The sequence below is a fragment of the Plantactinospora sp. DSM 117369 genome (assembly GCF_053764795.1).
The window spans coordinates 6,339,290-6,362,492 of record NZ_CM132446.1; the positions used below are offsets into that span (position 1 = coordinate 6,339,290).

At 69.0% G+C, this 23,203-nt stretch carries 24 protein-coding genes and 3 pseudogenes; 17 read left to right on the forward strand and 10 right to left on the reverse strand.

Translation table 11 applies throughout. From position 1 onward, the window contains the following. Positions 1 to 311 precede the first annotated feature (311 nt). The 3 genes from ACSMXO_RS27080 to ACSMXO_RS27090 all read left to right on the forward strand — a co-directional run bounded on the left by ACSMXO_RS27080 (position 312) and on the right by ACSMXO_RS27090 (position 4,865). A complete protein-coding gene (locus ACSMXO_RS27080; protein WP_455414335.1) occupies positions 312 to 3,716 on the forward strand; it encodes a glycosyl hydrolase family 95 catalytic domain-containing protein in 3,405 nt (1,134 codons plus the stop codon). Positions 3,717 to 3,908: 192 nt separating this feature from the next. Further along, positions 3,909 to 4,439: a DinB family protein gene (locus ACSMXO_RS27085; RefSeq protein ID WP_455414336.1), complete on the forward strand. Its 531-nt coding sequence runs from the start codon at positions 3,909 to 3,911 to the stop codon at positions 4,437 to 4,439. A 33-nt stretch (positions 4,440 to 4,472) separates the two neighbouring features. Then, positions 4,473 to 4,865, forward strand: coding sequence for a hypothetical protein (locus tag ACSMXO_RS27090; RefSeq protein WP_455414337.1), 393 nt, complete (start codon positions 4,473 to 4,475; stop codon positions 4,863 to 4,865). A gap of 24 nt (positions 4,866 to 4,889) precedes the next feature. Here ACSMXO_RS27090 and ACSMXO_RS27095 read toward each other — a convergent pair. Beyond that, positions 4,890 to 5,018, reverse strand: a pseudogene (locus ACSMXO_RS27095) (phosphotransferase); the annotation flags it as partial. Positions 5,019 to 5,063: 45 nt separating this feature from the next. Here ACSMXO_RS27095 and ACSMXO_RS27100 point away from each other — a divergent pair. The 9 genes and pseudogenes from ACSMXO_RS27100 (at position 5,064) to ACSMXO_RS27140 (ending at position 12,004) form a co-directional block, all read left to right on the forward strand. Next, positions 5,064 to 5,429, forward strand: coding sequence for a VOC family protein (locus tag ACSMXO_RS27100; protein WP_346263626.1), 366 nt, complete (start codon positions 5,064 to 5,066; stop codon positions 5,427 to 5,429). Between the two features lie 460 nt (positions 5,430 to 5,889). Then, positions 5,890 to 7,065 carry a tetratricopeptide repeat protein gene (locus ACSMXO_RS27105; protein ID WP_455414338.1) on the forward strand — a complete coding sequence of 392 codons (1,176 nt, stop codon included), beginning with the start codon at positions 5,890 to 5,892 and terminating at the stop codon, positions 7,063 to 7,065. Then, a pseudogene (locus tag ACSMXO_RS27110) lies at positions 7,062 to 7,190 on the forward strand (tetratricopeptide repeat protein); the annotation flags it as partial. The gene ACSMXO_RS27105 and the pseudogene ACSMXO_RS27110, both read left to right, overlap by 4 nt. A gap of 80 nt (positions 7,191 to 7,270) precedes the next feature. Beyond that, positions 7,271 to 7,576 (forward strand): annotated as a pseudogene (locus ACSMXO_RS27115) (tetratricopeptide repeat protein); the annotation flags it as partial. 152 nt (positions 7,577 to 7,728) lie between these two features. Beyond that, positions 7,729 to 8,637 (forward strand): ABC transporter ATP-binding protein, encoded by a 909-nt coding sequence (locus ACSMXO_RS27120; protein WP_455414339.1) that lies wholly within the window; start codon positions 7,729 to 7,731, stop codon positions 8,635 to 8,637. 10 nt (positions 8,638 to 8,647) lie between these two features. Next, on the forward strand, positions 8,648 to 9,388 hold the full coding sequence (locus ACSMXO_RS27125) for an ABC transporter permease (protein WP_455414340.1): 741 nt from the start codon (positions 8,648 to 8,650) through the stop codon (positions 9,386 to 9,388). 25 nt (positions 9,389 to 9,413) lie between these two features. After that, positions 9,414 to 10,694 (forward strand): histidine kinase, encoded by a 1,281-nt coding sequence (locus ACSMXO_RS27130; protein ID WP_455414341.1) that lies wholly within the window; start codon positions 9,414 to 9,416, stop codon positions 10,692 to 10,694. Then, positions 10,691 to 11,320, forward strand: a complete 630-nt coding sequence (locus tag ACSMXO_RS27135; RefSeq protein ID WP_455414342.1) for a response regulator — start codon at positions 10,691 to 10,693, stop codon at positions 11,318 to 11,320. Before ACSMXO_RS27130 ends, ACSMXO_RS27135 begins: the two co-directional genes overlap by 4 nt. A 183-nt stretch (positions 11,321 to 11,503) precedes the next feature. Continuing rightward, on the forward strand, positions 11,504 to 12,004 hold the full coding sequence (locus tag ACSMXO_RS27140; RefSeq protein ID WP_455419318.1) for an RICIN domain-containing protein: 501 nt from the start codon (positions 11,504 to 11,506) through the stop codon (positions 12,002 to 12,004). A gap of 631 nt (positions 12,005 to 12,635) precedes the next feature. On the opposite strand, the gene ACSMXO_RS27145 is transcribed toward ACSMXO_RS27140, so the two are convergent. The 8 genes from ACSMXO_RS27145 to ACSMXO_RS27180 all read right to left on the reverse strand — a co-directional run bounded on the left by ACSMXO_RS27145 (position 12,636) and on the right by ACSMXO_RS27180 (position 19,264). Beyond that, entirely contained in the window at positions 12,636 to 13,013 is a 378-nt protein-coding gene (locus ACSMXO_RS27145; protein WP_455414343.1) for a DUF7674 family protein, read from the reverse strand. Positions 13,014 to 13,408: 395 nt separating this feature from the next. After that, positions 13,409 to 13,651 carry a hypothetical protein gene (locus ACSMXO_RS27150; RefSeq protein WP_455414344.1) on the reverse strand — a complete coding sequence of 81 codons (243 nt, stop codon included), beginning with the start codon at positions 13,649 to 13,651 and terminating at the stop codon, positions 13,409 to 13,411. Between the two features lie 24 nt (positions 13,652 to 13,675). Then, entirely contained in the window at positions 13,676 to 14,542 is an 867-nt protein-coding gene (locus tag ACSMXO_RS27155) for a carbohydrate ABC transporter permease (protein WP_346263636.1), read from the reverse strand. Then, a complete protein-coding gene (locus tag ACSMXO_RS27160; protein WP_455414345.1) occupies positions 14,542 to 15,567 on the reverse strand; it encodes a carbohydrate ABC transporter permease in 1,026 nt (341 codons plus the stop codon). The genes ACSMXO_RS27155 and ACSMXO_RS27160 overlap by 1 nt, the downstream gene beginning before the upstream one ends. A gap of 10 nt (positions 15,568 to 15,577) precedes the next feature. After that, entirely contained in the window at positions 15,578 to 16,852 is a 1,275-nt protein-coding gene (locus ACSMXO_RS27165) for an ABC transporter substrate-binding protein (RefSeq protein WP_346263638.1), read from the reverse strand. A 536-nt stretch (positions 16,853 to 17,388) separates the two neighbouring features. Beyond that, the gene (locus ACSMXO_RS27170) at positions 17,389 to 18,249 is read right to left on the reverse strand and encodes an immunity 49 family protein (RefSeq protein ID WP_455414346.1); all 861 of its coding nucleotides are present in this window, start codon (positions 18,247 to 18,249) and stop codon (positions 17,389 to 17,391) included. A gap of 53 nt (positions 18,250 to 18,302) precedes the next feature. Then, positions 18,303 to 18,488, reverse strand: coding sequence for a DUF397 domain-containing protein (locus ACSMXO_RS27175; protein WP_455414347.1), 186 nt, complete (start codon positions 18,486 to 18,488; stop codon positions 18,303 to 18,305). Then, on the reverse strand, positions 18,479 to 19,264 hold the full coding sequence (locus ACSMXO_RS27180; protein WP_455414348.1) for a helix-turn-helix domain-containing protein: 786 nt from the start codon (positions 19,262 to 19,264) through the stop codon (positions 18,479 to 18,481). Before ACSMXO_RS27180 ends, ACSMXO_RS27175 begins: the two co-directional genes overlap by 10 nt. A 557-nt stretch (positions 19,265 to 19,821) precedes the next feature. Here ACSMXO_RS27180 and ACSMXO_RS27185 point away from each other — a divergent pair. From ACSMXO_RS27185 to ACSMXO_RS27200, 4 genes are all read left to right on the forward strand, one after another. Further along, the gene (locus ACSMXO_RS27185; RefSeq protein ID WP_455414349.1) at positions 19,822 to 20,106 is read left to right on the forward strand and encodes a flavin reductase; all 285 of its coding nucleotides are present in this window, start codon (positions 19,822 to 19,824) and stop codon (positions 20,104 to 20,106) included. 140 nt (positions 20,107 to 20,246) lie between these two features. Next, positions 20,247 to 20,822 (forward strand): DUF642 domain-containing protein, encoded by a 576-nt coding sequence (locus ACSMXO_RS27190; protein ID WP_455414350.1) that lies wholly within the window; start codon positions 20,247 to 20,249, stop codon positions 20,820 to 20,822. 209 nt (positions 20,823 to 21,031) lie between these two features. Beyond that, positions 21,032 to 21,484, forward strand: coding sequence for a hypothetical protein (locus tag ACSMXO_RS27195; RefSeq protein WP_455414351.1), 453 nt, complete (start codon positions 21,032 to 21,034; stop codon positions 21,482 to 21,484). A 5-nt stretch (positions 21,485 to 21,489) separates the two neighbouring features. Next, the gene (locus tag ACSMXO_RS27200; RefSeq protein WP_455414352.1) at positions 21,490 to 21,810 is read left to right on the forward strand and encodes a transcriptional regulator; all 321 of its coding nucleotides are present in this window, start codon (positions 21,490 to 21,492) and stop codon (positions 21,808 to 21,810) included. A 66-nt stretch (positions 21,811 to 21,876) separates the two neighbouring features. On the opposite strand, the gene ACSMXO_RS27205 is transcribed toward ACSMXO_RS27200, so the two are convergent. After that, positions 21,877 to 22,500, reverse strand: a complete 624-nt coding sequence (locus ACSMXO_RS27205) for a TetR/AcrR family transcriptional regulator (RefSeq protein WP_455414353.1) — start codon at positions 22,498 to 22,500, stop codon at positions 21,877 to 21,879. 119 nt (positions 22,501 to 22,619) lie between these two features. Here ACSMXO_RS27205 and ACSMXO_RS27210 point away from each other — a divergent pair, with 119 nt between their 5' ends. Continuing rightward, on the forward strand, positions 22,620 to 23,162 hold the full coding sequence (locus ACSMXO_RS27210; protein ID WP_455414354.1) for an anthrone oxygenase family protein: 543 nt from the start codon (positions 22,620 to 22,622) through the stop codon (positions 23,160 to 23,162). The last annotated feature ends 41 nt before the right edge of the window (positions 23,163 to 23,203 follow it).

The window sequence follows — 23,203 nt, forward strand, 5'->3', positions numbered from 1 at the left end:
ACTTCCTCGTAACCGGTCAGCAATACATCCGATGTCTATCAGGTGGGCTCGGCAGGACACAAGACCGAGAGGGTGATCGCGGCAGACCACCGACCTCGTCAGGGTGCCGGAAGTGCTGATGAACCCCGGAGCCAACCAGACTGTGCGCGGGTGACCAGGGAAGGCTACCCAGGATCCTCTCTTGTTTCTCCGAGGTGTCCTTTGTAGCCTCATCGCCAAACATCGGATGCGTGCCGGACGCGTGGTCGTGGCCGCGACGTCCGCCCCGCCAGAGTCCTCCCCCGGCCCATCTGGACGATCCGGAGACAGGAATGGATGACCCTAACTGGCAGCCCCTGCCGCGCCGATGGACGGCCGCCGCGCTGGTGGCCGCACTGACCGCGTTCGGGCCCGCATTCTCCACCACCACCCCCGCCTCCGCCGCCGCCCCCGACAGCAGGTCGGGCAGCGGGGCCTCCGCCGACGACGCGCTCACCCTCTGGTACGACGAACCGGCCGCCGACTGGGAGACCCAGGCGCTGCCGATCGGCAACGGCGCGCTCGGCGGCATGATCTTCGGCCGGGTCGCCGCCGAGACCGTGCAGTTCAACGAGAAGACGCTCTGGACCGGTGGCCCCGGCTCGGCCGGCGGCTACAACTTCGGCAACTGGACCTCGCCCCGCCCCGGGGCGATCGAGGAGGTGCAGCGCCTGATCAACGAGCGGGGCCGGCTCAGCCCGCAGGAGGTGGCGAACCGGCTCGGCCAGCCGAAGAGCGGCTTCGGGTCGTACAACACCTTCGGGGACCTGTCGCTGCGGCTCACCGAGGACCCGGGCACGGTCAGCGACTACCGCCGCGAGCTGAACATCGGCCGGGCGGTCGCCACGGTCTCCTACACCGACGACGGGGTGCGCTACACCCGGGAGTACTTCGCCAGCCAGCCGGACGGCGTACTGGTGGTGCGGCTCAGCGCCGACCAGCCCGGAAAGATCGGCTTCACCACCGGGGTGACCGCGCCGAACAACCGGTCGAAGAACGTCACCGCCAGCGGTGGCCGGATCACCTTCGCCGGCACCCTCGACGACAACAAGCTGAAGTACGAGTCGCAGATCCAGGTCAGCGCCGACGGCGGCACGGTCACCGACGGCACCGACGGCACGGTCACGGTGGCCGGGGCCGACTCCGCCACGCTGGTGCTGGGCGCCGGCACCGACTACGCCGGCACGTACCCGACGTACCGGGGAGCCGACCCGCACGCCCGGGTCACCGCGACCGTCGACGCGGCGGCCGGGAAGTCCTACGCCGCGCTGCTCGCCGCGCACACCGCCGATTACCGCTCGCTCTTCGACCGGGTACGCCTGGACATCGGCCAGGAGATGCCGGCCATCCCCACCGACGAGCTGCTGCGGCAGTACCGGGGCGGGGCGTCGGCGGCGGACCGCGCGCTGGAGGCGCTCTTCTTCAGCTACGGCCGCTACCTGCTGATCGCCTCGTCCCGGCCCGGCTCGCTGCCGGCGAACCTCCAGGGCGTCTGGAACAACGTCACCAACCCGCCCTGGGACGCCGACTACCACGTCAACATCAACCTCCAGATGAACTACTGGCCGGCCGAGACCACCAACCTGTCGGAGACCACCGCACCGCTCTTCGACTACGTCGACGCGATGGTGCCGCCGGGCAAGGTGACCGCGCAGCAGGTCTACGGCAACCGGGGCTGGGTGGTGAACAACGAGACCAACACCTACGGCTTCACCGGCCTGCACAGCTACCCGCAGTCGTTCTGGTTCCCGGAGGCCGGTGCCTGGCTGGCCCAGCACTACTACGAGCACTACCGGTTCACCGGGGACACCCAGTTCCTGCGGCAGCGGGCGTACCCGCTGCTGAAGGAGCTGGCGCTCTTCTGGCTGGACGAGCTGGTCGTCGACCCGCGTGACGGCAAGCTGGTGGTCTCGCCGAGCTACTCGCCGGAGAACGGCGACTTCACCGCCGGTGCCTCGATGTCCCAGCAGATCGTCTGGGAACTCTTCACCAACACCATCGAGGCGGCCGGGATCGTCGGCGGTGACAACGCGTTCCGCCGCGAGCTGCGCGACGCGCTGGCCTTGCTCGACCCGGGCCTGCGGGTCGGCTCCTGGGGGCAGCTCCAGGAGTGGAAGGAAGACCTGGACAACCCGAACGACCAGCACCGGCACGTCTCGCACCTGTTCGCCCTGCATCCGGGCGCCCAGATCACCGCGCTGGACGACCCGGAGCTGGCCGCCGCCGCCAAGGTCTCGCTCACCGCACGCGGCGACGGCGGTACGGGCTGGAGCAAGGCGTGGAAAATCAACTTCTGGTCCCGGCTGCTGGACGGGGACCACGCGCACAAGATGCTGACCGAGCAGTTGCGGCAGAGCACTCTGGAGAACCTCTGGGACACCCACCCGCCGTTCCAGATCGACGGCAACTTCGGCGCGACGGCGGGGATCGCCGAGATGCTGTTGCAGAGCCAGACCGGTGACGTACACGTGTTGCCGGCACTGCCCAGCGCGTGGCAGAACGGATCGGTCAGCGGACTGCGGGCCCGGGGCGGGCTGACCGTCGACACGACGTGGTCGGCCGGAGCCGCCACCGAGATCGCGGTGACCGCCGACAAGGCCGGCGAGGTGACCCTGCGCAGCCCGCTCTTCGCCGGGCCGCACAAGCTGGTCGACGCCGGCACCGGCCAGAAGGTCGACGCGACGGCGAAGGGTGACAAGCTGACCTTCACCGCCCGCGCCGGCCACCGCTACGTCGCCACCGCCCAGGTCGGCTTCACGATCGAGGCTCCGGCAACGCTGGAGACCGACCAGGCGGGGACGGTTTCGGTGACCGTCTCGGCGATCGGTGCCGAGAAGGTGCCGCCGTCGGCGTTGAAGCTGGTGCTGCCGGCGGGCTGGCAGGTCCGGCCCGGTCAGGTCCAGGTGCCCCGGCTCTGGCCCGGCGACGCGCAGACCTACCGGTTCACCGTCACGCCGAGCCGGGAAGCGGCACCGGGACCGAACCGGATCGAGGCGCGGCTGACCCACGACACGTGGCGGGCGACGGCGAGCACGTCGATCGCGCTGCCGGTGCCGCCGCCGTGCGCCCGGCCGGCCCCGGGCGTCCCGCTGGTGGCCTGGGACCCGGTCTCCGGCGACACGGTGCCCGACCACTCGCCGAACGGGCGGACCGCGACGGTGCAGACCGGCGGGGTGTACGTCGCGGCCGGGCCGACCGGCAGCGCACTGGTGCTGGACGGCAACCGGTTCCTGCGTACCGCGCCGACCACGCTCGGATATCTGGAGAAGGCGACATTCGCGGCCGAGGTCAAGGTGACCACCAGCGGCAGCTACCGGCGGCTCTTCGACTTCCAGCCCGGCGGCGACCCCGGCACCGACGGGATCCTGATCGACCTGACCCCGAGCAACCAGCTCCGGTTCATCGGCTCCGGCACCGGAGTCACCAGCAACGCCACCGTGCCCACCGGCCGGTACGTCGACCTGGTGGTCACGATGGACGACGACGGCACCATCGTCGTCTACCTCGACGGCCAGCAGGCCGGTACCGCCAAGGTGCCCGACGGCGGCATCGTCGGCTGTGCCACCCGGGAACTGCGGTTCGGTGCCGACCAGGACGGCGGCCAGCGGCTGACCGGCGAGGTCGACCGGATGGCGATCCTGCCCGAGGCACTACCGGCCGACCAGGTACGCACCTGGCAGGCCCGCGCCTTCGGCTGACCCGCACGACGTTCCACCCACCCCCTCCGCCGCCCGGCGGGCCGACCGCCCCGGTCGCCCGCCGGGCGGCGCCACGTTTCCGATCGATCGGGCGGCGGTGATTGGTGATAGCGGTCAGAATCTGGCCGCTATGGGCCGTAGCGTCAAGGTAGCCAACGCGGCGAGGCGACTTCCGATCGAAGGGTGATGACCATGGCGACGACGACCTCCGAGAAGACCGTGACCGGCGAGCGGGCCGATCTGCTGGAGTCGCTGGGCAACGCGCGGTTCTTCCTGCGCCTGACCGCGCGCGGGCTCAGCGACGAGCAGGCGGCCACCCGCAGCACGGCCAGTGAGCTCTGCGTGGGCGGGCTGATCAAGCACGTCACGGCGATGGAGCGCCAGTGGGCCCGGTTCATCGTCGAGGGGACCTCGGCGATGCCGGCCGGCGACGATCCCGCCGCGTACGAGGCGCACGCGGCCGGGTTCCGCATGGAACCCGGGGAGACCCTGGCCGGGTTGTTGGAGGAGTACGAGGACGTCGCACGGCGCACGGACGAGCTGGTGCGTACGCTGCCCGACCTCGACGCCGGTCACGAACTGCCGCCCGCGCCGTGGTTCCAGCCGGGTACACGGTGGAGCGCACGGCGGGTACTCCAGCACATCGTCGCCGAGACGGCGCAGCACGCCGGGCACGCCGACATCATCCGGGAGACCATCGACGGGTCCAAGTCGATGGGCTAAGCGCAGCGAGGTGGCCGGGGGCGGATACCGATCGTGCTGGACAACGCCGCCAACGTCGCGCAGGTGCGTCCGTTGCTGCCCGGCACCGGTTCCTGCCTGGTGGTGGTGACCAGCCGGGACAGCCTGGCGGGGCTGGTCGCCGTGGACGGCGCGCACCGCCTCGATCTGGACCTGCTCGCGCCTGCCGAGGCGGTCAGTCTGCTGTGCCGGTTGATCGGCGCCCGGGTCGAGGCCGAGCCGGAGGCCGCCGCGACGTTGTTGTGTTATCTGCACCATTTATCCCTCGTTGGACACAGTGTTCCTGCCTGTGATCAAGGAGTTTGGTGTGGACCTACGCAGTCTGCTCGTAGAGGGCCGGTGCAGCCTTCCCAACGTCGGCTCGCTCGCGCTGAGCGACCGAGTGCACCCGCCGGTTGTTGTCGTTGACGCTGCTGGCGTCGAGATTGAGCCGATGTCCCACCAAGCCGCCTCCACCGGGCTAAGCCGTCGCACAGACTCATAGCCAGCGCGGAACTGCGCGCGCACCGCGACCGACACCGGGCCCCAGTCGTGGTAGCGGGTGCCGAGCAGGACCGCCGACGGCCCGCCCTTGACGGAGGGACGGGTGGGCCGCCGGCCCTGTCTATGCTCAGGCCCATGGCACTGGAATGGGAACAGATCATCGTCGACTCCGCCAACCCCGTCGCTCTCGGGCGCTGGTGGGCCGAGGCTCTCGGCTGGGTAGTGGTCGACGAATCCGAGGAGATCATCGAGATCCGGCCTGAGCCGGACCAGATGCCGGGGCTGCTCTTCGTGCCTGTCCCCGAGGGCAAGGCGTCGAAAAACCGGCTCCACCCCGACTTCCGCCCCGACGACCAGGAGGCCGAGGTCGCCCGGCTACTCTCCCTCGGTGCCCGGCGCGCCGACACCGTGCAGGACGAGCAGCACTGGGTGACCCTCCTCGACCCGGAGGGCAACGAGTTCTGCGTCCTGAGTGAGCGAAAGGGCTGAGCGGAAGCACTGGCGGAAGCGCTGAGCGTAGGCCGGGCAGGTGTCCGGGGCCCCGACGCCCGCAGCAACACGGACAGAATTGACACGGAAGCCGGATGGCGGTGGCGCTGCGAGCGCTGGCGAGCCTGCTGGACGCCCCCGACCGCGGGACTGGGCGATGAGCAGAACCGGAAGCCCTGGGTGACCGGACCGCCGCATCCCCGGCCGCGCCGACTAGGCGACGCCGCTGAGTAGCTGCCTCGCCATAACGATGCGCTGGACCTGGTCGGTGCCCTCCTAGATCTGACACCTGTTTCGCCGCTCGTTAACGGCACCCCCACACCGTGCCTACGGTGTCACCGAGCCGACGGCTCATCGCTTATCACCGCCTGGCACCCGCGCTCCACTCCTGGGCAAGAATCCACTCGATCGAGTGCGGTGCAGATAAGGCCGAGCAGTGCGCCCGGCTGCCGCTGGCGTTATGGGTGGCGGCCGAGCTGGTGGTGGCCCGGCCGGACAGTACGCTCGCCGAGTTGGTGACGGAGCTGGCCGACCGCCAGGCCCGGCTGGAGCTGCTCGATGCCGGCAGCGACCCGTACGGGCCGTACGGGAGGTCTTCTCCTGGTCGATCCAGCAGGTACCCCTGGATGCCGCGCGTACGTTCCGGCTGCTGGGCCTGCATCCCGGCCCCGACCTGGACCCGTACGCGGTCGCGGCGCTGACCGGCGCCGGCCTCGACCAGGCGCGCCGGACCCTGACGTTGCTCGCCCGCGCCCACCTGGTGCACCGGGGCGGTCGTGGCCGGTACGGCATGCACGACCTACTGCGCGCGTACGCCGCCCATCTGGCGGCCGGCGAGGAAGCCGCCCAGCAGCGCCAGGCCGCCCCGCAACGGCTCCTCGGCTACTACCAGGCGGCCACGGTGTCCGCGACGAACACCCTCTACCCGGCTAACGCGAGCCACATGCCCGAGGTCGTCGCATCGATCACTCCCATTCCGGGGTTCGCAGATCCAGACAGCGCCTACGCCTGGTTGGAGGACGAACGGTTCTGCCTGGTCGCGGCGGCGGCGCACACCGCGTCGCAGGGCAGCTCCAGCTACCCGGTCCGGCTGGCCCGGATCCTGGAGCGCTACCTGGATGCCGGCTACCCCACCGACGCGCTGGTCATCAACGGCCACGCCCACCGCGCCGCCGAGCAGGCGGGCGACCTCGTCGGGCAAGCCCACACGCTGCGTCTGCTCGGCAACGCCTACAACCGGATGTGCCGGCACGACGAAGCCGTCGATCATCTGCAACGGGCGCTGACCCGTTTCAGGCAGGCAGGCGACCGCGTTGGTGAGGCCCTCGCGCTGTCCGGCCTCGGCGTCGTCGTCCACCGCCTCGGCCACCACGAGCAGGCAATCGACACCTTTACCCGCAGTATCGACCTGTTCCGGCAGGTCGGCGACCGACTCGGTGAGGCCAAGGCGCTGACCAACCTCGGCAATGTCGAGAACCGGCTGGGCCGGGGCGAGAGCGCCGCGCACCACCACCGACAGGCCCTGGTCATCTTCCGCGAGGTCGGGGCCAGCTTCTACGAGGCGACCACGCTGAACAACCTCGCCAACGCCGAGCTACGACTGGGCCGGCCGCCGACCACCTGCGGCAGTCCCTGACGCTTCTTGAACAGCTCGGCAGCCCGAGGGCCAAGGCCCACATCCGGAACACGCTCGGCAACGTCCACCTCCGTCAGGGAGAGTGGGAACAGGCCGTCGCATGCTTCCGGCAAGCACTCACCATCTGCCGCCGGATCGGCGCTGGTACGGCAAAGTATGGGCGTTCAACGGCCTCGGCGATGCCGCCTAGCTCGCCGGACGCCCGGCGGAGGCCCTGGGCCACTACACCGAGGCGCTCGCCATCGCCGCCGACACCGGCAACCGGTACCAGCAGGCCCGCGTCCACACCGGTCTCGGCGACGCCCACCGGGTGCTGGACAACCCCGATCTGGCCCGGATCCACTACGAACAGGCCCACGCCACCTACACCGAGCTCGGCGTGCCCGAGGCCGAGGTCGTCCGCGCCCGTCTCGCCGCACTCACCAGCGATTGCGAGCGATCTGTCATCGGCGCATCCGACCCCGACGCACCTCCGAGTCGATTCTCAGCCACGCGTCGCCGTGGAGCCTGAGCGCGCCCTACTCGTCACGTCTTCGTAGCGGTCGACACGGCGGGCTGACCGGGCATCCACCGATCGGCTGATCGGCGTACCCATCGCGTCCCGCGCCGGCGGTGGCTGCGTGGTCGATTCGGCGCCGGACCACGGACGGCACGCTTTTCGGTATGGCAATCATCGAGGTAGACGGCCTCGTCAAGCGCTACGGCGAGCACACCGCGGTGGACGGGGTCAGCTTCGCCGTCCAGCCGGGCGAGATCTTCGGCATCCTGGGCCCCAACGGGGCGGGCAAGACCACCACCGTCGAGTGCGTCGAGGGGTTACGGACCCCGGACGGTGGCGCCATCCGGGTCTGCGGCATCGACCCGCGACGCGACACCGGTGAGCTGCGGCAGTTGCTCGGTGCGCAGCTCCAGCAGAGCGAGCTGCCCGACAAGCTCAAGGTCGGCGAGGCGATGGAGTTGTTCAGCTCCTTCTATCGCGCCCCGGCCGACTGGCGGGATCTGGTCGACACCCTGCGGCTCAGCGACAAACTCGGCACGCAGTTCCGGCGGTTGTCCGGCGGGCAGAAGCAGCGGCTGTCGATCGCGCTCGCGCTGATCGGCAACCCGAGGGTGGCGGTACTCGACGAGCTCACCACCGGCCTGGACCCGCAGGCGCGACGCGACACCTGGGACCTGATCGAGGACATCCGCGACCGGGGCGTGACGATCCTGCTGGTCACGCACTTCATGGAGGAGGCGGAACGGCTCTGCGACCGGCTCGCCGTGATCGACTCGGGTCGGCTCGTCGCGCTCGATTCCCCGGCCGGGCTCGTTTCGAGGGTCGACGATCGGCAGCGCATCCGGTTCCGCCCGTCGGCGCCGCTGGACCACGCCGTGCTGACCGCCTTGCCCGAGGTCACGTCGGTGGAGCGGGCCGGCAGCCAGCTCGTGGTCACCGGTACCGGAAACCTGCTGCTCGCGGTGACCAGCGTGCTCGCCCGCAACCAGGTCGTCGCCGCCGACCTGCGGGTCGAGCAGACCTCGCTGGAAGACGCCTTCGTCGCGCTCACCGGCCGACCCTTCGAAGCCTGAGGAGACCGCCTTGTCCGCCCTGTCCCGGCTTACCGCCACCGAAACCAAACTGTTCCTCCGCGAGCCCATGATCGTGTTCTTCGCGCTCGCGTTCCCTCCGATCCTGCTCGGCATCTTCGGGGCGGTACCGCCGTTCCGGGAACCCGACCAGTCCCTCGGCGGCCTGCGGGTGATCGACCTGTACGTGCCGATCATCGTCGCGATGAGCCTCGCCATGTTCGCGCTCAACGGCCTGTCCCAGCTCTTCGCCACCTACCGGGAAAAGGGTGTGCTGCGGCGCATGCGGACCACCCCGGTCAAGCCCGCGATGATGCTCGGCGCGCAGCTACTGATGTCCACCATCATGTCCGTGGGCACCATGGCGGTCGTGCTGGCCGTCGGCCGGCTGGCGTTCGACGTACGCCTGCCCCGGCAGATTCCGGCCTACCTGCTCGGCTACGTGCTGGCGGCGCTGGCGATGTTCGCGATCGGTCTGCTCGTCGCCTCGCTCGCGCCGAGCGGCAGGAGTGCCGGCGCGATCGGGACCGTACTCTTCTTTCCGATCGTGTTCTTCGCCGGCCTCTGGATACCACGCGACAGCATGAACGACGTGCTGCGGACGATCAGCGACTTCAGCCCGCTCGGCTCCGCCGTGCAATCGTTGCAGGACGCGACGGCCGGGCACTGGCCGCAGCCGCTGCACCTGGCTGTCATGCTGGGCTGGACGATCGTGGCCGGTGGGCTGGCCGCGCGGTACTTCCGCTGGGAGTAGGTCGCTGAGCGTCGAGGAGTAGGTCGTGAGCATCGAGGCCGAGCTGCGTGCGGAGTTCGACCGCTGGGAGCGCAGGGAGATCGCGCTCTTCAATGTCCTCCCATACCTCCTCCTGGCGGGCAGCATCCTCCTCACGCTGCTGCGGCCGGCCTGGGACGGACCGATGCACGTCTCGGCGGTGCTCGGGCTCGCGCTCGCGACCGTGCTCTGGATGCTCTGTTTCCACACCCTCCACCCGGAGTGGCACCAGAACGCCCCGCTGATGGGCCTCTACTACACGGGCCTGATGGTGCTGGCCGCCGGCCTGGTGGCGATCGCGCCCTTCTTCACCCTCTTCGCCTTCGTCGGCTACCCGCAGGCGTTCCTGTACCTCAAAGGCCGCTGGCGCTATGCCGGCGTCGCGGCCACGGCACTGATCTCGGCGGTGGGGTACCTGGGTGGAGCGGCCGACCTCACCGCCGGGGCGTGGCCGGAATGGATCGCCGTCAGCCTGGTCAGCATCGTGCTGGCCGGCGCCTTCTTCTACTTCGCCGAGCTGGCCGACCAGCGCAACCACAAGCAGAAGCGGGCGCTCGTCGAGCTGCACGAGGCCAATGTCAAGCTGGAGGCGGCGCTGGAGGAGAACGCCGGCCTGCACGCCCAGTTGCTGGTCCAGGCCCGCGAGGCCGGGGTGCTCGACGAGCGGCAGCGGATGGCCCGGGAGATCCACGACACCCTCGCCCAGGGGCTCGCCGGCATCCTCACCCAGCTCCAGGCCGCCGAGCAGACCCTGGACGATCCGTCGGCGGCACGCCGGTACGTGACGAACGCGATGAACCTGGCCCGGGAAAGCCTCACCGAGGCACGCCGTACGGTGCACGCGGTGGAGCCGGCGATGCTCGCCGAGGCCCGGCTGCCGGACGCGATCAACGACGTGGCCAGGCGCTGGGCGGAGGTGCACCACATCGACACGGTGCTGACCACCACCGGCGACGCCCGGCCGATGCACGCAGACGTCGAGGTGACACTGTTACGGACCGCGCAGGAGGCACTCGCCAACGTGGCGAAACACGCCCGGGCCAGCCGGGTCGGCCTGACTTTGTCGTACATGGAGGACCTGGTGACCCTTGACGTACGGGACGACGGAATCGGCTTCGAGCCCGGCGCCAACCGGGCCAGCGCCGCCCCGAACGGAGGGTTCGGGCTCGCCGGCATGCGGCAGCGGGCGCAGCGTCTCGCCGGCCGGTTGGACATCGAGTCCGAGCCGGGTGGCGGCACGGCGGTCTCGGTGGTCGTCCCGGCCATCCCCGCCGGAGGTGCGGATTGATATCGCTGCTGATCGTCGACGACCACCCGGTGGTGCGGGACGGGTTGCGGGGCATGTTCAGCGCCGACCCGCGCTTCGAGGTGCTCGGCGAGGCCGGTGACGGTGCCGAGGCCATCGCCGCCGGGGAGAAGCTCCGACCCGACGTGATCCTGATGGATCTGCGGATGCCGGGGACCGACGGGGTCACCGCGATCAGGGAACTGGCCAGCCGCGGTGTGACGGCCCGGGTCCTGGTGCTCACCACGTACGACACCGACAGCGACGTGCTGCCCGCGATCGAGGCCGGCGCCACCGGGTACCTGTTGAAAGACGCGCCGCGGGAGGAGCTGTTCCGCGCGGTCGAGGCGGCCGCGCGCGGACAGGCGGTCCTCTCCCCCGCCGTCGCGACCCGGCTGATGGGCCAGATCCGCCAGCCGGCCACGGAGCCGCTGTCGCAGCGTGAACTGGAGGTCCTGGAGCTGATCGCCCAGGGTTCGACCAATCGCGAGGCCGCCCGACAACTCTTCATCAGCGAGGCGACGGTCAAAACCCACCTGCTGCACGTGTACGCGAAACTCGGCGTCAACGATCGGGCGGCGGCCGTGGCCACCGCCTTCTCCCGTGGCTACCTCACACCACGCGGCTGACGGCGATCATGATCGGAAATTGCATCGCCGCGCGTCGATGCTGCAAGTACGCTGCCACCACCGTCCGGCCACCGCCGGGCGGAAGGCACAGGCAACCGGTGAGGGAGAACTATGCGCTGGCGTAGCGGGGCATCGGGTCTACTCGTACTGTCAATGATGGTGAGTGTGGCGGTAGCCGTCGGGATGAGCCCGGGTGCGGCCTCGGCCGACAGGGCGAAGGCGTCCGCCGTCTCATACTGGCTCCTCAACGGCCACAGCCAAAAGTGCGCGACGGTGCAGGGAGCATCCACTACGGCCGGGGCTCCGGTCATCCAGTACGAGTGCGAGTTCACCGGTCCCGCCCCCTACAACGGGGAGTGGTTCATCGAAGCCGTAGGCACCGGCAACACCGTCCATATCCGCAACCGCCACAGCAACCAGTGCCTCGTCGTCGAGGGAGCGAGCCGGGCAAGCGGGGCGGCAATCGTCCAGTGGCCGTGTGCGCTCGTCCGGGAGCCAGCCCCGTACAACGAGGAGTGGACGATCGAACATCTGGCCACGGGCTGGGCCCACGTCCGCAACTACCACAGCGACATGTGCCTCGTAGTCAAGGGGGCGGGTACGGCCAACAACGTCCCGCTCATCCAGTACCCGTGCGGGACCTTCCAAGAACCCGCGCCGTACAACGAGGAATGGCTGATCTGACCCGGGCGCGACCACGATAGCCCGGACCCGGTGCGGGGAGGGTCCTGCCTCCCGCACCGGGTTGCCGTCATCCTTATCCGGATGCGTGCCGACTCGCGCCGAGCACCCACCGAATGCGATCATCGTCTTCATGGTGATGATCAAAGAGATCGATGGCGCGTAGGTCGCCGGCGGCGGTGCGGGCAGGGCTTTCCCGCCGGGGTGAAAGCCGCACGACCACGGCGATCGATGGGCTGAGCGCCGGAACCGTCAGGCAGATCGCGACCGTCGAGCGTGCCCGTCTGTGGCCCGGTGCAGTCGCTGCTGCTCTGGCGGCGTGGAGAAGCACCGTTCATGGGTCGTCCGCACGACTGCTCCAGGACGCCGCTAACGCGGGCTGTCCCTGTTGTGACCCACTCGAGCACCGCGACGTGCTGGAGCAAGCCTTGACGGCGCTCGGCCCGCGGGCGCGTCGAGAGGTGCAGCGCATACTCGGTCCGTTGGACGAGGTGTTTCAACGTCGCACACATCATGACCCGATGGCAGCGGCCGGGATGCCGTGGTGGCGTAGGCGTACATGATGTAGCCACCGCCCATCCCTTCCGACGGACATGACCTGCATCAGACGGGATGGTTACGGCAAAGCGCCTTGTCAGCCATTCGGTCTCGCGACTTTGAAAAGCCGAACCAACTCATCATCCAGTTGTTCCACGATGGCATATCCTTCCTGGCTCGGCAGTGGGAGCTGGAACAAGAACGACGTCCCGATTACGGTTCTCACGGCCTCGTCGCCGGACCGTAGGCACTCATTGAGAAAATTGAGCACTCCCCGCCAGTCGAGTTGGTCACCCCCCGCGCCATCGCCGGGGTTGGCGACGTACGCAGCAACCACCTTGCGCGTCACCTCCACCCCGAAAAAGACGTGCGCAAGGAACTCTTCCGGATCATGATAGTAGAAGTCGAGGTTCTCCCCGAGGCTAGGGAAGTTCTCGACGAGATCGAGGGCGAAGCGTTCCTCAGCCCTTGTCATTTGCCACCACCACCTCCGTCACCTGCCGTTCCCAGGTCCGCCGTCGCAATTGGATCCGACGCGCCCACCAGCCTGGCGGGGGTTCACGTCCACTTCTCGGCCGTCGTCATGATCAGTTCCAAGCTCTGGACACTGGGCGGAGCGTAGTCCGGGACCGGCAGCAGCCGTACGAGGGATGCGCCTATTTCTCGTCGACGGTGCGGAAGCGTGCGGTGCACGGCGAGCCTGGTCGCAGACTCGCCGTGCACCGGGCCGGTATCGCTGACGGAGGTTACGGGCGCCGCCGGGTCCGCCGGGGCGGTGACCGATCTGGTACGCCTGCCGCCACTTCCCGGCCACTGGCAGCCGAGTTCCGTGCGGAGTGGCAGCCGGCTGGTGCCCGCGCAGGCCGGTGCTCAGCCGGTCTTGGCCAGCGGGGCCTTGCCGGTCGTACCCTCCGGCATCAGCTCCTCGGCGGCCTTGAGCTGCTCGGCGGTGACGTTCGGGCGGCCGAAGATCCGGACCGCCTCGTAGTAGATCGTCGCCAGGCCGTAGCAGGGCGGCCGCAGCGCGTCGGAGTAGACTGAAGGGAGATTGGACGCCGACTGGAGGCGGTTCCGGCGGGCGGCGCTCTGGTCGCTCGGTCGCGGCGTGTTCACTGTGCGGCCGGCGGCCGTGCCAGGTCAACCCTTCACGGCTCCGGTCAGCCCTCCGACGATCCGGCGCTGGAACAGGCTGAAGAACAGCAACGCCGGGAGCATCGACAGGGAAGTGAACGCCAGGACCTTGGCCGTGTCGACCGAGTACTGCGACGCGAAGGCCTGCACACCGAGGGGCAGCGTAAAGGTTTCCTCCCGGTTGAGGATGAAGAGCGGCAGCAGGTAGCTGTTCCAGCTCGCGATGAAGGTCAGGATGGCCACGGTGATGACGCCGGGCCTGGAGAGCGGAAGCACCATGCGCCAGAAGAAGCCCAGTCGGCTACAGCCGTCGATCGACGCCGCCTCCTGGATCTCGTCCGGGATGGCCCGCACGAACGGGACCAGGATGATGATCGTCATCGGGATGGCGAACCCGATCTGCGGCAGGATCACCCCGGGCAGCGTGTTCATCAGCCCGAGGGTCCTGACCAGGATGTAGAGCGGGGTGATCGCCACGGTGAGCGGGAACATCAGGCCGGCGGCGAAGAGCGAGTACATCGCCCCTCGGCCGCGGAACCGATAACGGGCCAGGATGAAGCTCGTCATGAGGCCGAGGGTGACCACGCCTGCGGTGGTACATCCGGCGACGATGGTGGAGTTGAGCACCTGTTGCCAGAACACCCCGCCGGTCAGCACGTCGAGGTAGTTGCCGGCCTGCCAGGGGCTCGGCCACCCCGCCGGGTCGGTGGTGATCTGCGCGTTCGTGCGGAAGCCGCCGAGGACGATGTAGACGACCGGGGCCAGCATCGCTCCGATGAGCAGCAACGCGACGAAATACACGGCCGGGCTTCCCCAGGCCGTCCTCCGGCTGGCCCGGGTCGGCCTGCGCGCGGCTACGGCGGTCGCGGCCATCAGTTCCTCCCTCCGGTGATCGCGCCCTCGGTGTCGCGGCGCAGGACGAACCGTTGGTAGACCAGCGCGGCGACGAGCGAGACGAAGAACAGGACCACGGCCACGGCGTTGCCGTACCCGTACTCCCCCGCGTTGCGACCGTTGGCCACCATGTACGTGGCCATCGTCGACGTCCCGGCCGTAGAGGCGACGTACTGGCCCCAGATGATGTAGACGAGGTCGAACAGTTGCAGGGCACCGATCATCGACAGGAAGGCCCAGATCCGGATCGTCGGCCCGAGCAGCGGCAGCGTGATGCGGCGCTGGATCTGCCAGTAGGACGCACCGTCGATCGCCGCGGCCTCGATCAGCTCGTCCGGGATGCCCTGCAACCCGGCGAGGAAGAGGATCACGGCGAAGCCGATGTACTTCCAGGTGAGGATGCCCATGAGCGTCCAGATCGCCTTCTCCGGGTCGGAGAGCCAGTCGCTCTGTAGCCAGCCCAGTCCGAGATCCTGGAGGAGGGCGTTGACCGCGCCGCTGCCCTGGAGCATCAGGCTCCAGCCGGTGCCGACGACCACCTCGGAGATCACGTAGGGGACGAAGACGAGTACCCGGATGAGGGTCTGCCCGCGCATCTTCCGGTTCAGCAGCAGGGCGAGCAGGACGGCGGCCGGCCCCTGGAGCACCAGCGACAGCACGACGATCGCGGCATTGTGCTGTAGCGCGTCGATGAACGTACCGTCCTGGAAGACGAGCACGTAGTTGCGAAGGCCGACGAACTCCGTCGGCGGGCCGTACCCCTGCCAGCTGAAGAAACCGTAGTAGGCGGCCATGGCGACGGGGAAGATGACGAAGGAGAGGAAGACGAGCAGTGTCGGCCCTGTCATCAGCGCGATTTCCAGCCGGGCGGGCCACCCGATGCCCTTCCGGGCACGGCGCCCGGCCGGGGGCGGCACGACAGGCGCGCCACCCCCGACCGCCGCCCGACCCGCCGACCGGTCCTGCGCGAGCGGTACGCTCTCGCGCTCTGTATCGAACATCATGTACGGATCTCTACGCCCTCTTGGCGGCGGTCTTGACCGCCTTGACGATGTCCTCGGGGCTGCCCTTACCGGCCAGCAGGTTCACCACGGCGGTGTTGAGGGCGTTGCCGACGTTCTGCCCGTAGACCGTGTCCAGCCACTGCGAGACGAACGGGGCCTTGCTGTATGCCGCGATCACGGACTTCAGATGCGGCTCGGTCACCTTGCCCTGGGCCTCGCTGTTCACCGGCGGCGCCTGGAATGCCTTGTAGTAGGCCTCCTGCACGGGTGTCTGCAACAGGAAGTTGAGGAAGGCGGTGCACTCCGCCTTGGGGGCCTTCGCGGAGCAGGAGTAGCCGTCAACGCCGCCGAGGATGGCGCCGGGCTCACCCGCGCCGCCCTCGATGCTGGGGAAGGGGAACCAGTCCAGGTCAGGCAGTGGCTTCTGGTCCGGCGTCAACGAACCGATGACACCCGGGTTCCAGGCACCCATGAGTTCCATCGCCGCCTTGTGGTTCGCGATCAGACCGGCCGAGCTTCCCGCGCCCTGCTGGGCCGAGGTCGTCAGGAACCCGTTGTTGAACGGCTGGGTCGCGGCGAAGTTCTGGACGTCCTGACCGGCCTTCAGCCAGCAGGGGTCGTCGAAGGTCATGCTCTTGGCGGTCTCGGTGACCGTGCTGGTGCTGCACTCGCGCAACGCGAAGAAGTAGTAGTAGAAGGCGGCCGGCCAGGCGTCCTTGGCCCCGAGGGCGATCGGCTGGGTGCCCGCGGCCTTCAGCTTGTCGATGGCGGTCTGCAACTCGGCGAGCGTGGTCGGCGTCTGGGTGATGCCGGCCTGGGCGAACAGGTCCTTGCTGTAGAAGAAGCCGCCGGGCAGCACCGCCACCGGCATCGCGTAGACCTTGTTGTCGATCGTCTGCGCCTTGAACGAGCCTTCCGAGACCACCTTCTTGGTCGCGTCGGTGATCCCGTCAGTGATGTCCAGCAACTGGCCGGCCTTGACCATCGCGGCCATCTTGCCGCCGCCGCGCTGCATGAACACGTCAGGGGCGTCGCCGGAGTTCAGCGCGGTCTGGAGCTTGCCGTCCAGGTCCTCGTTCTGGATCGACTGGATCTCGATCGTCACGTTCGGATTGGCGGCCTCGAAGTCGGCGACGGTCTTCTCCCAGAAAGCCTTGCCCGGACCCGTCGTGGCGTTGTGCCAGAAGCTCATCGTGACCTTGCCGCCGCTGCGACCGTCGCCCTCCGAGTCCCCCGCACCACAGGCGGCTGTTCCCAGGACGCCCGTCGCCAGGACTACCGACATAGTCAGTAGCTTTCCTGCCCTCATCAACCTGTCCTCTCTGCCGAGTGCGCCCAGATGAGGCTCCCCCTGGACGAACGGGATCGCAGGCCCCGGGTTTGTCCGCCGTGGACGCGCGCCTTCCCTTCTGTCGACAGGCGCCGGTCCGGCGGCCGGGATCGCAGCCACTAACGGCCATCACCACATCCGTCGGACGTCACATCAAGTGTCTATCGACGGGCAAAGACTCGCAGACGGGACCGAGAAAGACAAGACACGTTTCTGAAACTTCCAAGGCCCGGGAGCGAGCCGCGCGTAGCGGCACCGCAGGGTGCGGGATGCCGGCGCAGACACCCTCCATTGAGGTGCGGACGAGTCCCCGGCAGCAATCCGTCACCCGCCCACGCCAGCGAGCGTCTCGTCTGCCAGTCCCCGAGAAGCCGCGCGAGTGACCGGTTTGTCGAGATGTCGCGGCGAGCCTACGACATCTTGTATCGGAGAAGTTCCGGAAATGGCGGCGCCCCCGCTGGACCTGCGCGCCCCGGTGGATCCAGGGTGGTTCAGGTGTCGATCTCACCCATCCAGGCGTACTCCAGAAGCGCCTTGGGCAGGTACTCGGACTCGACCTCGACAGAGATGCCCTGGTCGCGGGCGAGGCAGGCCATGGCCAGCGGCCCCAGAGCGACCAGGCCGTCGCTGTTGACGGCCCTGCCCTCGTTCGCGGTCCAGTATTCCCTGTGCCTGCGCAGCGCATCGCGCAACGCGGTGTTGAACTGCTCGCGGTCCTGGCGCAGGTAGCGGTAGAAGACGACGAGCGATGGACGGAGGATCTTCGATACCCGTTCCGCATCCGCGTACCGGGACAACGCCTCGGGAGCGGTGCCGTCGACCGCGGCGACGAGCTTGCCGCCCACGTCCTGGCGGCCGAGCCAGAAGCTCTGCAGGGTGTCGACCCAGGAGTACATATAGTCGCCGAAGGGCGCCCCGGAGTCACGCAAGACCGAGACCGGCACCTGGGCCAACTGCTTCAGACGCTCGTTCTCGCGGCAGACCATCGCCAGATAGAAGGCGGTGACCCAGGTGCCCGCGTTCAGATGGGACTCGGGTCCGATCGCGGGCAGGATGCGCTCCTGCTCCCTGATCCTGACGGCCACGCTCGTACCCTTCGGCGCGGTGGCCGCCGCGAAGAGCGCGGACCCGATCTGCATGGCCGTGACCCACGCCTCCCAGGTCTCGAACTTCGCCGCCTCCGGATCCATCGCGCAGTGTTGCTGCGCCAGGCTGAGCCAACTGTTCAGCGCCTGGTTACGCACGACGAGCGAGTCCGGGAACTCCGCAAGGATCCAGGTCGCGGTGCTGTTCAGGGCGTGGAGGGTGTCCGCCACGCCCTCCGTGGAGTAGTCGTGGCGGGGAACGGTCACGGGCATTGACAGTCTTCCCTACTCAACATGTCAGACCCGCGTGGACGATCGGGCTAGTGACGCTTGGCCAGGTCTACGAAGCCACGCCACTGTTGAGGGCTGAAGGTCAGGACCGGCCCGCGCCGGTCCTTGCTGTCCCGTACGAGGACCCGGTCGGGGAGGTTGTCGGCCACCTCGATACACTGTCCACTCTCGCTGCGCGACGACTTGTGCCAGTTTGGGGCGGTGTTCACGTCCATTTTTCAGTCGTCCTCATGATCAACTCCAGGCTTTGGTTACCGGGTAGAGCGTAGTCCCGGATCGCCTCCCAGGCTCCTTCAAGGTCCGTCGTGGCATCCGGGCTCTCGATGACGCGACCCTCCAGGTGCCCTTCCAGGAAGCCGACCGATCGGCCATCCACGGTCGCGACCACCAGCGGGCCGTTCAGCCCGACGTAGGCGCCAGCGTCGAATGGAACGACCTGCACCCGCACGTTGGGCAGCTCGCATGCGGTCACCAAGGCTTTCAACTGATCGCGCATGACCTCCGCGTCTCCGACTCTCCGGTGCAGCACCCCCTCGTCGACCACGGCGATCAACTGACAGGGGTCGGGCCGGCGGTACAGGATCTCTTGGCGGCCGAGCCGCGCCGCAACTATTGCGTCGATGGCCTCCGGCTGGGTACGGAAGCCTGCCAGGATGGCCCGAGCGTATGCCTCGGTTTGCAGGAGGCCGGGAACCAGCAGCGGTTGGTAGACCCTGAGCAGGCTCGCCCGACTCTCGTGCTCGTTGAACGGGCGATACCAGACTGGGAAGAGTTCATCCTGCACGAACATCCGGTAGAACTGCATGAACGTGGTCCCGAACGCGCGGTCGACCGCTGTCAGATAGTCCGGGAGGGCTGGCCGCTCGCCCCGCTCCACCGCCCCGACGTGCTTTGCGGAGAAGTGGATCCGCTCGCCCCATGCGTCTTGGGTCAGGCCGAGAAGTTCCCGGGTCCGGCGAAGGTCCTTTACCAGATATTCGCTCGCAGACATAGGCTTTCACGTCCCCCAAATCACTCCGGCGCTCATGGTCATTTTCGGTGGCTTACCTGCGGGTTTCCCGTGCCCGACCAGCATCTTCCGCCGTAATGGGGCCACGGTCCAGGGTGGAATTCAGGCACTCGCCCGCCCCCGTGACCTTCCAATCCGGGTGGGTGCCCACGGGGGCGGTGCCAATGTTCGGAGCCTGGCGCCGCCCCGTCCAATTCCCCGGACGGAAGGCATCGATCATGAAATTCTGGCGCAGATTCAAGCCCTATCACCGCCGGGACTGGCGCCGACTCTGGCGGTACTGCCGGTGTGGCTTTCGCTGGCGCTGCCCGGACTCGGTCGAGCTGGTGCCGATGCCCTACCAGCCACCGCCACCACCGCCGCCGACCCGCGCGGAATACCGAGCGACGGTCCGCGCGCCGGCCCGGACGAACACACCCCGCACCAGGACGACCAACCGTCGCCACGGCTGGGACGGACCCGCCCACGCCAGCGGCCGCGCAGGCAGTTTGGCCCCGGCACAGCAGCACTCCCGGCACAGCACCGCTCGGGCGTGACCCGTGATCGGTCCGCAGGAGCGCTGGTACCGGGCCGTACGAAGGAATGCGCGGCGCTATCCGGCCGGCCGGCACAGCCCGGCGCAGTCGTACCAGTGTCAGACCTGCCAGGACCCCTGGCCGTGCGCGGCGGCCCGGCTGGCCCTGCTGGTCGGTTTCCGGGGTGACCGGGTGGGGCTGATGATGTACCTCGCCTCCCACCTCGCCCGCGCGCTGCAAGCCCTTCCCGACACGCACCCCGCGCTGATCGCCGGTCAACTGCTCTACTGGGTGCCCCGGCGCCGCTGACCCGCCTCATCACCCCTGGCCCGCCCCGGACCACTCTCCCCTGGTCCGGGGCGGGCCACTTGCGACACCAGACGGCACGGCCGGGCAATACAAGGACGTACCCGCGGGCCCGTCGTACGTCGATCGGCGCGAGCCTGGCGGTGGGCCTGACCGCCCTGCTCGCTCTCCTCACCCCGAGTCCCGCCAACGCCGCCGTCGTCTTCGCCGACGGCTTCGAGGAGCCGGTCATCTTCGCCGACTTCGTGACCTACTCCGCCGGGCAGCAGCTCGGCCCGTGGACCGTCACCACCGGCACCGTCGACCTGACCCAGGACTGGCAGGACGCGGAGGGCGACCAGTCACTCGACCTCAACGGCAGCAGCCCGGGCGCGGTCGCCCGAAGCGTGCCGACCACCCTGCTCACCACCTACCGGATCCGGTACGCCCTGGCCGGTAACCCCGACGGCGGACCCCTGCTCACCACCGGCACGGTCACCGCCAACGGCCAGACCGTCGACAGCTTCACCTTCGACACCACCGGCCGGACGCCGTCCGAGATGGGATTCGTGTACCGGACGGCGTACTTCACCAACCTGCTCTCCGGCTCGACCACCATCCGGTTCGCCAGCAGTACGCCGAGCGTCTACGGCCCGGTCATCGACGCCGTACGCGTCGAGAGCTGCCTCCTCGTCATCTGCCCCGCGAGCGCGACCAGGACGGCCACCCGGCTCTCCTGACGGCGGGCGGGTGGAGATCGGCGGACAGTCGGTGTAGCCGGCGGCACGCCGGTGCAGACGGTCCGGGGATCCGGTTCGTTCTCGGCCGGGTCCGCGCGCCGCCGGTTCACCAGGTCGGGGTTGGCGATCGCCAGGTACTTGCCTGACAGGAAAGAACCGAGTACTTTCCTTGGAGGAAAGTACAACTGTTGGGGAGAGGTGGAAGGTTGATGACTCCGGACGACGCGCAGGCGGCGCTCGACGACATCCGGAAGCGGCATGAGCAGTCCCGCGCCGCAGAGGCGCGGCACAGCTCGTCCCCCTTCTACCTGGGTGTCCTGGCGTTGGTCGTGCTCCTCTCCTACGCCTCGTACGACCTGCCCAATCCGTGGGGCGGCGCGATGCTGTTCCCGGTGGTCATGCTGCTGGCGTTGCTGGCGTTCGTCTATGTGCGCCGGGCGCCGGTCCTCCGCAAGCCCAGTTCCGGCGAGCTGCTCGGAGGGGTCGCTTCCGGGATCCTCCTCGTAGCGGTACTCCAGGGCTTGGCGGCGGCCGCTCGGGCGGGCGGATTGCCGGCCCCGCACCTGGTCGCGGCCGCTATCGGATCAGTGGTCTGCCTGCCGGTGGCCATTCGTGCCTGCCGGGGCGCCGGGGCGCTGATACGGCAGCAGGCGGGCCGGTAGAACTGATGGACCCCGACTTCGACGAGTTCCTGCACGTCCCCGCGCGGTTGACGATCGTCGCGCTGCTGGCACCCGCGAGCTGGACGGAGTTCGGCTTCATCCGGGACTCGGTCGGCACGAGCGACTCGGCCCTGTCCAAGCAGCTCTCCGCACTCGCCGCCGCAGGCTACCTGGAGGTACGCAAACAGCCAGGGGCGGGCGCGCGACGCACCTTGGCGCGGCTCACCCCGCACGGCCGGAAGGCGTTTCTGGCCCACGCGGCAGCGCTGGAGCGGATCGCCATGGCCGCGCGGGCACCGCAGCCGGCCGACTCGGAGATCGCCTAGCTAGTCCGGTACGCGCATCGACAGCCGACCCGGCCGGTAGCGCCGAGGTGCGGGTCGGCTGGCGGATTAGCTGGGCTGGTTGGCGAGAGCGAGGAAGCGGTCGACCGCCACGCGGGCATCGGCGCGGATGCGACGGATGGATGGGGGCGGCTCACCCAGCAGTGTCCGGATCTGCACGTCGCGGACCACCAGGCCGTAGAGGAGTTGAAAGGCGTCCGCGGGGTCTTCGACGCGCACGAGGCCCGCGTCGGCCAGCCGGGCGAGGAAGGCTTCGACCAGCGGACCGGTGGTGTGTCGGCCGTGTCGCAGCAGCAGCGCGGCGAGTTCGGCGGACGACATGGCGGCCCGGTTCAACGCCACCGAAGCGTCGCTGGTGAGCAGTCGCAGCAGGTTCTCGGCGATGGCGATCAGCGTCGCGCGGGGCTCGGCCGGACGGTCCAGCGCGGCCGACACGGCCGTGTTGACCTGCTCAGCTTGCCGCTCGATCAATGCCGAGAGCAGCCCGTCGCGGTTGTTGAACCAGGCGTACAGGCTCTCTTTCGAGCAGCCGGCGCGCGCGGCGACGGCCTGCATCGTGGTGCCTTCGATGCCATGGGTGACGAGTTCGGCCAGGGCCGCGTCGAGTGCGCCCTGGCGACGCACCGCCTGCTCCCCCGAGCGGGGCCGGCCGCGACGTGTCTGCCCGGTCAAGATGCCTCCTGAGGTCGACCTGGCGCTAAACCGAACTTGCCGGTACGGTTTAATCCGTACTCGCTGGTTCGATTCTAGCTCGGAGGTCTGGCGTGTCGCTGTCCGTGTCCGCACCCGTCATGGCGCCTGCGCCCCGCCGTACCACTCAGCTCGCCCGCGCCTGGTCGCTGGGCGGCGCTGTGGTCGCGATGGGGCTCATCGCCGGGTTCTTCTACGCCTACGCCTGCTCGGTCATGATCGGCCTGGCCCGGGTCGATGACCACACCTTCATCAGTACGATGCAGTGGATCAACGCGACGGTGCGCAACGGCTGGTTCGCGGCCAGCTTCTTCGGGGCGCTGCCACTGACCGCCATCGCCGCGATCCTGCACCTGCGCCGGGACGGCAGGCCCGTACTGCCCTGGATCGTCGCCGCCTTTCTGCTCTACGTGGTCGCCTTCGCCATCACGATGGGCATCAGCGTGCCGCTCAACGAGGAACTCGCGGCGGCCGGCGACCCGAGCGCCATCGGCGATCCGGCCGCCGTGCGCGCCGCGTACGAAGGGAGCTGGGTCAACTGGAACATCGCCCGCGCCGTCGCCGCGACTGCGGCACTCGGCTGCCTCGTCCGAGCGCTCATCGTGCACGCCCGACTGTTCCCGGCCCGTCCCACCCAGCGGTAGCCGCCGAACGGCGACGTACTCGCGCTTCTGACCACCTGTCC